The sequence below is a fragment of the Synechococcus sp. 63AY4M2 genome (genome assembly GCF_002760475.1).
Lineage (GTDB): Bacteria > Cyanobacteriota > Cyanobacteriia > Thermostichales > Thermostichaceae > Thermostichus.
Window position 1 is genome coordinate 447,466 of sequence record NZ_AXUX01000001.1, and the last position, 10,336, is coordinate 457,801.

The window sequence follows — 10,336 nt, forward strand, 5'->3', positions numbered from 1 at the left end:
CTGATCTGGAGGGCTGTCGAGCTCGCTAAAGCAATCTTGAGCTTGTTCAGAAAGATTATCTGGCACTTGATCAACCTCCTGGTGCATTTTTCCAGTTAAGTTATTCCTCACCTCCGCGAAGGTCATCCAGAGGGGATCCACTGCCGCCCTCTGAGCCTGTATCCTCTGGCTCAAACTCTACAATGATCCGCAATCTGACTCTGCCTTTTTCCCAATCCTTCTTGCCTGGCACCAAGAGCTGACAAGCAAGTCCCTGCCCAAACCACTTCGCTTCTTGCAACAATTTTTCTTCTGGCTTGGGAGCAAGAAGGCTACTGGCAATGTTGAGCAAGTCTTCCGGCGGCAGGATCCCTGAGGATCTCAAGGCCGCAATGAACAAGCGATGCAGCTCTTCTTTCTTGGTCAAGTCCTCTTGGGCTGCTTTGACCAAGTTGGCAACCTTGAAAGTTTTCTCCCTTACAGAGAGGATCCCTTCTGGGTGCTGCTGTAGAGGTATCGATTTGGATCCCATGACTTTATCTGGATCAAGTGAAAGGCCAAAAACAAAGACAAGCCGCTCTATCTCAAATCATCGAGAATGCTATCCAACTCTGGAAAACTCTCGTCTATGGGTGTAGAACGACCAAGAGCGACTGCTTCGCTTGCATTGCTGTCACCTACTTGCTGTTCAGGAAGACTTGCCAAAATCTGAACTGACTCACCAACAGAGGAAGGCTCAGGACGAGTAATCAAGGGCAGCATCTCGCGATTGAGGCCCAAAGCCTGCAGGCAGAGGTTGATCCCAGAAACAGCTTGGTTGTACTTGTCTATGCTTGCCTCCAGTTCTTTCAGCCGCTGTTGGTTAAGCGCAATTTTCTCTTCAGCCTCTTTTCTGAGAGTTGCTTCCATGAACTGCTTTGCTTCTGGGTACTTTTGCAAAATCTCATCGGCTACTTGCTTGGCAACCGGCAATAGTTGAGTTTTTAGAGTGTTGTTGGTCTCTTGTCGGAAGCTAGAACGCACTGTCTGGTTAATTTTCGGCTCGAAGTCAAGCTTAAGTAATTGTCGGATTCCAGGCTCTGCGTCGCGAATAGCAGAGATGTCATAAGATTGGCTGGTTTGCTTTAGGACTTCTCGAAACTGGTAGATCGAGAATGTTCCTTCGTCGTAGAAGCGGGGACTTTCTCTGAGGTAGCGGTCGCACTCTTTTCGGGCACCATTGACAAGAGAACTCAAAGTTACCTCCTTAACCAAAAGAAGCTTTTTCTCCAAGTCCCCATCGGATCCCAGTAGGCGAAACAACTGCCTGTAGTAGCTCGAGCTGCGAACTTCATCAACAAGGCGACGAAAGAAGTTCTCTACAAGCGTGCTGGCTGATTCTACCAGGATGTCCTCTAGATGGTTGGACAAATAATAAAAGGCTTCGACCAATACAGCTAAGAATGGAGCTGTGGAGTTGCGGGGACGAATGCGAACGGCTTGACTGTAAACATTGTCCAACGAAAAAGTATCCAAAAGCTCATCTAGCCTCCGTACCATCCTAGCCTGCAATTTACGGAAATCGTTCTCAAATTCTTTGTTTTCTCCGTTAATAACTTTATTGACTACTGTCTGGATATGCTCGTCAAACTCTCGGCCAATACTGGCTAGCTGCTGATTGATCAGCGTCAGCTCATAGGAAATCATGCTGTCAATCTCTTTGGGCTGGCTATCAATGTCTCGGTAGAGATCTAGATAGGACTTCCTCATCTCGATGCAGAGAGGTTGCAAATCATCGGCCAGCGCGGAAAATAGCTGTGGCCGCTTTTCTTCCGTTAAATAACGAGTGATCCCAGCCCGAAAGTCTTCAATACCGCTATCTTTAATCATATACTCAATCAAAGGTTTTCCCCACTCCCTCAGAATCCGAACGTAGTTATTTATGGGTGTGTCGTACCCATGTACAGAAGGGCGGAACGGGGATCCAACTAGCCTACCCGACGTGCAGTACTTATTAAACTCGCTGACAAACTGGGGCGTTTCTTCCTCACCACCCAATTCTTTGATGCTTTCTGAAAAAATCGTATCCAGTCCAAATCGATCCTCGGGGGTAGTTGCCTTGATCTGGGAACCATAGAAGCCGAGAAGGCCGCTTGTCTTAAATACGCGGAGTTGACGAAACTGCTGGTCGATAATGTTTTCTAGTCTCTGCTTTAGTTGTGCGTTGTACCAAGTCTCGTCAATCCGGTTAAATACATAGAAGACCCGATCCCTGATGCTATCATTACTTTGAATATGCTCAATAAGCTCTGTCTCTTCCTTGGTCAGCTCACCCGTTGCAGCACACTTGAGAACGCAAACAACTGCGGACGTATCCGGATCGGCAATTTTTCGATAAGTACGCTCTGCATCCGCTTTGACTGGAGCATCGATCCCAGGAGTATCGACAATAACGTTTCCATCTTCCAGCAAGGGGTGGTGGCAATAGTATTCCACCTTTCGCAAAACTGCGCTATTGGCGCCGCGCCGGGCAAAACCCGCAGCTTCTCTTAGGTTGCCGAAGTTGAGCTGCTCCATCGAGAAGACTTTGTTCTCGGTAGGGTGAATTTTGTCCCGGTTCTGCTGGAAACCTGTAATCAACAAGCGGAGGGCATCCGCCTGCTTTGCCCGCTCTGACTTGCTTTTACCTCCCTCCTGTTGAATAATAGCCTCAGCACGCTCCTTCAGGGGATTCAGTGCAGTGTCTTCCAGCCTGCTGAGTGACGGAGCCAAGTTTAGGAAAGCGCAGAAGGCGGTCATCTGTTCTTGCACTTCCTGCTCGCTGAGAAAAGTGAGCACCACTCTCTCAGCATTTGGCTCTGCGTAGCCAATGTAGCACTCTGTCCCTGTGGCGTGTCCTTCGGCGCTGTAGAGAAGCTCCCTTTCTAGCAAAGCGTTGATCAACATCGACTTGCCGGCGCTAAAAGCACCGGCGAAGACAATCTCAAAGGTTGGGGAAATAGCCTTGCTCAGCGAAGCTTGAATTCGGGTTGTATCTTGCTTTCCTGAAAGGGTGGGATCCTGCTGCCAGAGGTTTAGAATCGTTTCAACGTGCTCCCGTAAGTTTTCGCACTGAGGCAAGAGTTGCACAGCCATCTCAGGGATCTCCGCTAGGGCTGGGGAGATTATAACGCCCTCAGCCCTAAGGGGAAGGTTCTCATGCTACTTTTCTTCAGATAAGGCACCCTTTGATGGCTAACAGCACAGAACCTAGCTTGCCAGGGCAAAGAGGTCGCTCCACTCGCGGTTGGGAACGCCGGGCTTGGCGATGATCTCGAAGATGCGGTTTTTCGCTGCCGGTTGAAACAAGCTTTCGACAGCTACCTGGGCAACTTTGATGCGAGGGACGCTGCCCTCAAAGAGGGTATCGGCCTTGGAGAGGACAATGCCATCTTCGTTGTCCTGGTTTTTCAGGCCCCCTGGCCGAATGATGGTGTAGGTGAGGCCGCTTTTTTGCAAGTATTCTTCGGCTTGCTTTTTCCACACCAAGATCAGCCAAAACAAGTTGAGAGGATGGAACAACTGAGACACGCACAGAGAAGAAATCAAAACAAAGTGTTGGATCCCTTTGGCCTTGGCTACATCCACTAAGTTCTTGGTGCCTTGGTAGTCCACTCGGTAGGGCAGAAAGGGATCCCAACTGGGCCTAGCGCCAGTAGCGCAGAGCACCACCGTGCATCCTTCCATGCCGGCTTCCAGCGTGGCCGGATCCAGCACATCTCCCACCACCACTTCTGCTTCGGGGGGCAGAACCCGAGCGGCCAACTCGCGGCTGCGCACCAGCGCTCGTACCGGGATGCCGCGGCCCACCAACTCTTGGACAATGCGCCGCCCTGTTTCTCCTGTAGCCCCTGCAACAAAAGCCTTCATCCTCTCCCCCTGCCAAACTGCTTAATGTGACGGTGGCGGTTCCAGGTTCCATGCTGGCCTTGCTAAGACCATTATCTTCCCAAAATCCGCCCAGGCAGGGATCCTGTCCATGCGACAGGGGTAGTCGCGGCAACCGCGGGCGCCAGCTTCGATCCCGGCAGCCGGCCAGCTCCAAAACATCCTCCGCTCCACCGCCGGGTAGACCTGCGGTTCAAAGGGAAGGGATCTTGAAAGTCTTGAAAGTCTTGAAGCTTTATTGAATAGGTTTGGCCACATCCCCCACCTTAAAGCCAGAGCTGCTGAGAATGCGGCCCACACTGGATCCCTGATCCACCTCTGTCAGTTGGATCTGGCCAGCGGGCTCAGTCAATTTGCGCAGGACTGCCCCCGTGGCCGGATCTTTAACCTCGCGAACGACGCGCTCCACAGACAGGATCAATCCCACGCGGTAGCCGTCGCTGCTGCCCTTGTTCAAGTCAAGATCACCTGGTTACCATAGACATCCGCCACCAAGGCATCGACGGTCGGCAAAGAGCGGGGCTGGGCCGCTAAGCGACTGGCAAAACCGGCCAACTGCTGGGCAATTTGCTCCACCGCCTGTTGGCTGGCCAAAACCAGCAGCTTTTCTTCGTTGCTGGTGGCCGATCCCCCGCCAAAGTCGGCAACCGTGACGGTGCTATCCGACTGGCTGACGTTGCCCCGGCCCTCGACCACGGCCAAGATCTCCGCCGTGCTGGTGCTCACCAGGCGGGCATTGAGCTGCACGTTGGCATCAGCATCCACCACCTCGGCCCCCACCGCCAGCGGGAAGCTGCCGAAGGGGGTCAAGACCCGCGCCTCACCCCCAGAACGGCGCACCGACACATCGAACTGGGTAACACTGCCGAGGATCACAGCATCGACCCCGAGGATCCGGCCCACCTGAGCGGCGGTGTTGGCATCTAAGCGCCCCGATAGCCCCAAGTTCTGCTCGGCCAAGATCGCGTCCAGCCGCGAGGGCTCGATAACCGAAAAGGTGCCATCTCTCACCAGCCGATCCACCAGCAGATCGCTCACCCCCCGGGATGCCTCGCGCAGGCTTTAGGAATTGCTGAGGCTGCTGAAATCAAAATCCAAAACCGCAACGCGCGGGCGAGTGGTGGGTTGAGGCGCTTGTCCTACCTGGCTGGGGGCAGAGAGATTGCAGCGAAGGTCTTGGGGAAACTTCTGGCACAGCTCCGGATTGGTGGATTGGGCAGCCACCGGGATCCCCATCCAACCCAAGCTCAGCAGCGGGATCCCGAACAGCAGAATGGAAGAGAGGCTGCGCCTGGTTGAGCGATCTCCTAGATCGAAGAGGTGGCCACAGTCCATTCTCAGCTTGCACCCAAAAGCGGGGCGGTGACCGGCATCACCTGGGCGCCTGTTCCCAGAAGATGTCCTATACTCTACCGATTCCAAGGCCATTGGGAGAAGGGATTGAGAAGGTTGGCACAGAGGAGTTGACAGATCTCAACAGTTAAGACTGAGCAGAGATGCTCGCCCTTTGTGAGTTGCCGGAAAAAGCTTGACCCGCTTTATTGGGCCGGGTTTAGATTGGGATCGAGCGTGCAAACTCAGTGTTAGCCTAGTAAAGCTGTGTTTTTGTACAAGCTATGCCTGTTCCTAAGAAGAAAACCTCCAAAGCCCGCAGTCGCAGGCGGTATGCGGTTTGGCTGGGCAAAGCCAAGCTTCAGGCCCAGCGGGCGATGACCATTGGGCGCGCCATCCTCAGCGGTCGCAACACCGGCTTCTACTACCCCAAAGCCAAGTCGGAAGAAGAGGAGGGAGAAGAATAGGGATCCCCATAGCCGGAAGAGTGGTTTACATTGGGGTCAGGCTCTCTTGAGAGCTGTTCTGCTACCTCCCAGTCTTGGCTGTTCAGCGACTTGCATGCGCTCGTTGACCTCTCTTACCTACTACCAGCGGCTGGGCTTGTCTCCAGGGGCCTCTCCTGAGGACATTCGGCGGGCCTACCGGCAGTTGAGCAAACGCTACCATCCCGACACTTCTCCTCTGGCGCCAGAGGTGGCGATTCGTTGCTTCCAAGAACTCCAGGAAGCCTACCTTGTCCTCAGCAACCCGGCAAAACGGGCCATCTACGATGCCAGCCTGCGGGCGGTGACGGCCAACATGGGATCCCCCGGTGCTGATTCTCTGGAGCTGCGCATGGAAACCCGGCCTCTCTCGGCGGGCGAGCTCTGCGCCCTGCTGCTGATGGGCTCCACCTTCGTGGCGTGTTTGGTGTTGGCGGTTGCTTTGGCCTGGCTACGGGAGGGTGGGGTGGGCTGACCAACTCCGGTTGCTTGTGGATGAGGTTAAGACAAAGCGCTCAGGGCTTCCCATTGATAAGGTGCTTGAATGGAATAGGTTGTTAACTTTTGTTTTGTTCGACGGCTTCTCTGCGCGCCATCTCGCCATGCCTTTGCCTCCTGCAACTACGCCTCTCTACAATCACCCGCTCCACGCCATCGAACGCTGGCTGGAGGATCAGGGCTGCACCCGTGACCCGCAGGATGTGGAGCAGTGGTTTTGCGAGCGGCCCGGCTGGAAAGCCTGCCTGCGCCTGGAGGAGACCAGCATTTGGGTGCGCTATACCTATCCTGATGGCAACACCAAAACTCTGTCTTTTCCCTATTCGCTAAGCCGCCAGGATGTAGAGCAGGCCATTTTTGAGGACTAGCCGGCTATGCGCATTCTGCAACTGCCTGCCCTGCGCGACAACTACATCTATCTGCTGCACGATCCCGAGACGGCCACGGCAGCGGTGGTGGATCCGACAGTGGCCGAGCCGGTGCTGGATAAACTGGCTGAGCTAGGGGCGGAGCTGGTGGCCATCTTCAACACCCACCACCACCACGACCATGTGGGGGGCAACCTGCAACTTTTGGCCCGCTACCCCCGTGCCGTCGTCTACGGCAGCCAGGCGGATCGGGGACGGATCCCGGGCCAGACGGTGGAGCTGCAGGCGGGAGAGACGGTGGCATTTGCGGGCCGGCAGGCGAAGGTGCTGTTTGTGCCCGGCCATACGCGGGGACATGTTGCCTACTACTTTCCCGAAAGCGGGGATCTCTTCTGCGGCGATACCCTGTTTGCCGGGGGATGCGGGCGCCTCTTTGAGGGCACCCCGGAGCAGATGCTGGGATCCCTGGATCAACTGCGGCAGTTGCCGGAAGCCACGCGGGTCTGGTGTGCCCACGAATACACCTTGAACAATCTCAAGTTTGCCCTGACGGTGGATGGGGACAACCCCGACTTGCAGGCGCGCTACCAACAGGTGGTGGCCCTGCGCCAGGCGGGATCCCCAACTGTCCCCAGCACCATCGGCGAAGAGCGCCGCACCAATCCTTTTTTGCGCTGGGATCAGCCGGCTTTGCGGGCGGCTACGGGCGCTCAAGATCCGGTGCGGGTTTTTGCCCGGCTGCGGGGTATGAAGGATCAATTCTAAGGCTGGCCGGAACGCGAACGGGGCCGAGTTGTGATTGGGATCCTGTCCTGACGCTGGGGATTCCCAGTTTGCTTTCCGTAAGATTGGCTTCTTTTTTCGGGAAGGCGGGACATACTGCTAAGTAAGATAGGTAACCTCGGTGGGCCTGCATGGCTACTCCCTAAGCCCCCATGTCTTGTCTTGACTGCCCAGCTCTGCCCACCTTTTTGCAGGAGGCAGGGCGTTTGTTTCTCTGGCTGCCCACTCCTCATACCCACCGGAAAATCTGGCAGGCCCTGGAGGCCAAGACAGAGGTTCCCGTTCAACTTTTGGAAGACCTTGGCCTAGTTGTTGCCATTGCCCAGGGGGCCCTCAAGAAGACCCTGGAGACAATGGCCGAGGTTCTCTCCCAAGAAGAGATGCAGGCCAGCCGCGCCTTGTTTTTGCCTGGGGATAGGGATCCCTGCTGGCAAGATTGCGCCCGGGTGGAGTCGTTGCTGCAGTTGTTCCACCGCACCCAAGCCGAGCTGTTGTTGGAATTGTTGAAGGAAAACCGCCTCACCACCTATTTCCAGCCCATTGTCCGGGCGCGGGATCCCGCTTGGGTGGTGGGCCACGAAGCGCTGGTGCGGGGGTTGGACAGAGAGGGCAAGGTCATTGGCCCGGACTTGCTTTTTGCCACGGCCCGCGAAGCCGGGTTGCTCTATCACCTGGACTTGGCTGCCCGCCGCACGGCCATTGCTGCCGCCACCCAGCACCGCCTCGAGGGGGATCTGTTCATCAACTTCAGCCCCACGGCCATTTACGACCCAGCCTTTTGCCTGCGCTCTACTGTCTGGGCCATCAGCCGCGCCGGGATCCCGCCAGAACGGGTGGTGTTTGAGGTCAATGAATCCGACCGCAGCCCCGATTTGGATCATTTGCAGCGGATTTTGCGGTTTTACCGGCAGGCGGGCTTTCGGGTGGCGCTGGATGACCTGGGCGCCGGCTACGGATCCCTAAACCTGTTGCACCGGTTGCAGCCAGATGTCATCAAGCTGGATAGGGAGCTCATTCGCGGCGTAGATGGGGATCCCTACAAGGCGGTGATTGCCCAAAAGGTGCTGGAGCTGGCCCAAGAGCTGGGGATCGTCACCCTGGCCGAAGGGATCGAGACGGCAGAGGAGCTGCAGTGGGTGCGCGACCACGGGGTGGACCTGGTGCAGGGCTTTTTCATCGCCCGGCCCCAGCCTGTTCCCCCAAGATTAGGATCCATAGGATAGCTGCCCCCACGGCTTGAGCGGCTACTGAGAAGATGACCAAAGCTGGGAGGAAGAGATCGTAGAGCACCCCCATCAGGGCGCTGCCCAAAAACCAGGCCAGGCCGTAGAGGCTGGTAAACAGCCCAAAGGCAAAGCCCCTCGCCTGGGGAGCCACCATGCCGGCTACTGCCGCCTTCATGACCGATTCCTGAGCCCCCAAGCCAATCCCCCAGAGCACTATGCCCACCACCGCCAGCCCGTAGCTGCCGGAAAAGGCCAGCGGCGCAAAACCGGCAGACAGGACCACCGCCCCCAGCAGGCTCCCCAGCCGGATGCGGTCAAACAGCCAGCCACAGCCCAAGGCCGCCAAGGCATCCACCCCCATGGCCAGGGCGTAGAGCAAGGGGATCCCTGCCTCCTCGCTCCCCGACTGTCGTTGCAGATGGAAAGCAATGAGGGGAAAGTCGGCAAACCCCACGGCCACACAGGCCGCTGCTATGAGATAGAGCCAAAAGACCCTGGAAAAGCCTTGTGCTGGAGCGGTTTCCGGCTCCGGCTCAAAGTCGCGCGGGGTGGGATAGAGCCATCGGGCCAGCCCCAGCACCCCCAGCCCCAGGGCCGCCGGGATCCCCAAGGCCAAGAATCCACCCCGGAACCCGTAGCCGGCGGCAACCATCCCTGCCACCAGCAGCGGCCCCCCCACCGCCCCGATTTGATCCAAGGTCTCGTGCAGGCCAAACCCAATGCCCTGGCCCACCTGCAGAGCCGCATGGGAGAGCAACACATCCCGCGGCGGGGTGCGGATCCCTTTGCCCAGGCGCTCGGCCAGCAAAAGCAAAGCGGCCCAAGGCCAACTGTCCACCCAGGCCAAAGCGGGGATCGCCGCCGTGTTGACAACATAGCCCAGGGTGGTGAGCTGCCAGTGCCCTCGACTGGGCCGAGAGGGATCCCTACTGAGCCGGTCGCTCCAGTAGCCCACGCCCAGGCGCAGCCCATAGGCCAACAATTCTCCCCCGCCGGCCACCAGCCCCACCACCGTGCCGCTGGCCCCCAGGGATCCCAAAAAAGCTCCGGAGATGCTGCGGGCCCCCTCGTAGGTGGCGTCAGCGCAGAGGCTGACGATCCCGAGGAGGAAGATAAAGCGCCAAGCAGAATCGGACATAGCCAGCTCCTGAGGACGGGCAATCCAACTGGGGATCGGGACTATGGCTGGGGCTGAGGAGCGTGATGGAATACTTGGACGCTGTGGCAAGTAACTAGACCGTCGCGCACCAGGTTTTTGACATCCGGCAGAAAGGCCTTGATTTTCTCCGGCGTGTCGATAAACGTTACCAAAATGGGCAGATCTGTGTAAAGCTCGAGAAGGTTGCTGCTGCGAATGTGACTGTTGTGGCCAAAGCTGGCAATGGCTCTCACCATGGTACCGCCCGCCATGCCCCGCCGACGGGCCAGCTCCAGCAGAGCCAGGTAGAGAAGCTTATTTTGTCAGTGATCCGACTCGCCAATGTAGATACAGCCTTTTAATTTAAAATAGGGTACAGGTATTCAAGAGGAAGGAGAGAAAGGAATGCCGACTCATTCTTTGGATTTGCGGCAAAGAGTTGTAGCAGCCTATCAGGCAGGTAACACCTCCATCCGCCAGGTAGCTAAACGCTTCATGGTTACCAAAAGAACAGTACACCGCTGGGTGCGACAGTACCAACAAACTCAAGATTTAGCCCCTAAGAAAGCAGGCACCAAGCGAGTGGGCATTTTGGAACAACATCGGCAGGAAGTGATGGCA

At 56.7% G+C, this 10,336-nt stretch carries 13 protein-coding genes and 1 pseudogene; 6 read left to right on the top strand and 8 right to left on the bottom strand.

The window, feature by feature from the left end:
- Positions 1 to 100: 100 nt before the first annotated feature.
- From SYN63AY4M2_RS02075 to SYN63AY4M2_RS14060, 6 genes are all read right to left on the bottom strand, one after another.
- Positions 101 to 511 (bottom strand): KGK domain-containing protein, encoded by a 411-nt coding sequence (locus SYN63AY4M2_RS02075; RefSeq protein WP_099887166.1) that lies wholly within the window; start codon positions 509 to 511, stop codon positions 101 to 103.
- A 47-nt stretch (positions 512 to 558) separates the two neighbouring features.
- Positions 559 to 3,093, bottom strand: coding sequence for a dynamin-like GTPase family protein (locus SYN63AY4M2_RS02080; protein ID WP_099887167.1), 2,535 nt, complete (start codon positions 3,091 to 3,093; stop codon positions 559 to 561).
- 114 nt (positions 3,094 to 3,207) lie between these two features.
- Positions 3,208 to 3,867 (bottom strand): SDR family oxidoreductase, encoded by a 660-nt coding sequence (locus SYN63AY4M2_RS02085; protein WP_099812211.1) that lies wholly within the window; start codon positions 3,865 to 3,867, stop codon positions 3,208 to 3,210.
- Between the two features lie 253 nt (positions 3,868 to 4,120).
- A complete protein-coding gene (locus SYN63AY4M2_RS14050; protein WP_240527682.1) occupies positions 4,121 to 4,342 on the bottom strand; it encodes a hypothetical protein in 222 nt (73 codons plus the stop codon).
- A complete protein-coding gene (locus SYN63AY4M2_RS14055) occupies positions 4,339 to 4,923 on the bottom strand; it encodes a CsgG/HfaB family protein (protein WP_240527683.1) in 585 nt (194 codons plus the stop codon). The genes SYN63AY4M2_RS14050 and SYN63AY4M2_RS14055 overlap by 4 nt, the downstream gene beginning before the upstream one ends.
- A gap of 24 nt (positions 4,924 to 4,947) precedes the next feature.
- Positions 4,948 to 5,220, bottom strand: coding sequence for a hypothetical protein (locus SYN63AY4M2_RS14060; RefSeq protein WP_240530473.1), 273 nt, complete (start codon positions 5,218 to 5,220; stop codon positions 4,948 to 4,950).
- A gap of 281 nt (positions 5,221 to 5,501) precedes the next feature.
- Here SYN63AY4M2_RS14060 and SYN63AY4M2_RS02095 point away from each other — a divergent pair, with 281 nt between their 5' ends.
- The 5 genes from SYN63AY4M2_RS02095 (at position 5,502) to SYN63AY4M2_RS02115 (ending at position 8,574) form a co-directional block, all read left to right on the top strand.
- Positions 5,502 to 5,684, top strand: coding sequence for a 50S ribosomal protein L32 (locus SYN63AY4M2_RS02095; protein ID WP_011430004.1), 183 nt, complete (start codon positions 5,502 to 5,504; stop codon positions 5,682 to 5,684).
- 94 nt (positions 5,685 to 5,778) lie between these two features.
- Positions 5,779 to 6,177 carry a J domain-containing protein gene (locus SYN63AY4M2_RS02100; RefSeq protein WP_011430003.1) on the top strand — a complete coding sequence of 133 codons (399 nt, stop codon included), beginning with the start codon at positions 5,779 to 5,781 and terminating at the stop codon, positions 6,175 to 6,177.
- Positions 6,178 to 6,304: 127 nt separating this feature from the next.
- The gene (locus SYN63AY4M2_RS02105; RefSeq protein WP_041438969.1) at positions 6,305 to 6,568 is read left to right on the top strand and encodes a DUF3143 domain-containing protein; all 264 of its coding nucleotides are present in this window, start codon (positions 6,305 to 6,307) and stop codon (positions 6,566 to 6,568) included.
- Between the two features lie 6 nt (positions 6,569 to 6,574).
- A complete protein-coding gene (gloB, locus tag SYN63AY4M2_RS02110; protein WP_011430001.1) occupies positions 6,575 to 7,333 on the top strand; it encodes a hydroxyacylglutathione hydrolase in 759 nt (252 codons plus the stop codon).
- 170 nt (positions 7,334 to 7,503) lie between these two features.
- Positions 7,504 to 8,574 (top strand): EAL domain-containing protein, encoded by a 1,071-nt coding sequence (locus tag SYN63AY4M2_RS02115; protein ID WP_099834930.1) that lies wholly within the window; start codon positions 7,504 to 7,506, stop codon positions 8,572 to 8,574.
- On the opposite strand, the gene SYN63AY4M2_RS02120 is transcribed toward SYN63AY4M2_RS02115, so the two are convergent.
- Together SYN63AY4M2_RS02120 and SYN63AY4M2_RS02125 are read right to left on the bottom strand one after the other, a co-directional pair.
- Positions 8,525 to 9,715 (bottom strand): MFS transporter, encoded by a 1,191-nt coding sequence (locus tag SYN63AY4M2_RS02120; RefSeq protein WP_011429999.1) that lies wholly within the window; start codon positions 9,713 to 9,715, stop codon positions 8,525 to 8,527. The genes SYN63AY4M2_RS02115 and SYN63AY4M2_RS02120 overlap by 50 nt on opposite strands.
- Positions 9,716 to 9,756: 41 nt before the next feature.
- Positions 9,757 to 10,023: pseudogene (locus tag SYN63AY4M2_RS02125) on the bottom strand (DUF190 domain-containing protein); the annotation flags it as partial.
- A gap of 97 nt (positions 10,024 to 10,120) precedes the next feature.
- On the opposite strand from SYN63AY4M2_RS02125, the gene SYN63AY4M2_RS02130 reads away from it, so the two are divergent.
- Positions 10,121 to 10,336, top strand: a 216-nt coding sequence (locus SYN63AY4M2_RS02130) for a helix-turn-helix domain-containing protein (RefSeq protein WP_143597140.1), incomplete at its 3' end; no start/stop codon positions are given.

Bases quoted from the DNA above. Each gene is read 5' to 3' on its own strand.
- SYN63AY4M2_RS02075 (WP_099887166.1), bottom strand. From the start codon at position 511: ATGGGATCCAAATCGATACCTCTACAGCAGCACCCAGAAGGGATCCTC.
- SYN63AY4M2_RS02080 (WP_099887167.1), bottom strand. From the start codon at position 3,093: ATGGCTGTGCAACTCTTGCCTCAGTGCGAAAACTTACGGGAGCACGTT.
- SYN63AY4M2_RS02085 (WP_099812211.1), bottom strand. From the start codon at position 3,867: ATGAAGGCTTTTGTTGCAGGGGCTACAGGAGAAACAGGGCGGCGCATT.
- SYN63AY4M2_RS14060 (WP_240530473.1), bottom strand. From the start codon at position 5,220: ATGGACTGTGGCCACCTCTTCGATCTAGGAGATCGCTCAACCAGGCGC.
- SYN63AY4M2_RS02095 (WP_011430004.1), top strand. From the start codon at position 5,502: ATGCCTGTTCCTAAGAAGAAAACCTCCAAAGCCCGCAGTCGCAGGCGG.
- SYN63AY4M2_RS02100 (WP_011430003.1), top strand. From the start codon at position 5,779: ATGCGCTCGTTGACCTCTCTTACCTACTACCAGCGGCTGGGCTTGTCT.
- SYN63AY4M2_RS02105 (WP_041438969.1), top strand. From the start codon at position 6,305: ATGCCTTTGCCTCCTGCAACTACGCCTCTCTACAATCACCCGCTCCAC.
- gloB (WP_011430001.1), top strand. From the start codon at position 6,575: ATGCGCATTCTGCAACTGCCTGCCCTGCGCGACAACTACATCTATCTG.
- SYN63AY4M2_RS02115 (WP_099834930.1), top strand. From the start codon at position 7,504: ATGTCTTGTCTTGACTGCCCAGCTCTGCCCACCTTTTTGCAGGAGGCA.
- SYN63AY4M2_RS02120 (WP_011429999.1), bottom strand. From the start codon at position 9,715: ATGTCCGATTCTGCTTGGCGCTTTATCTTCCTCCTCGGGATCGTCAGC.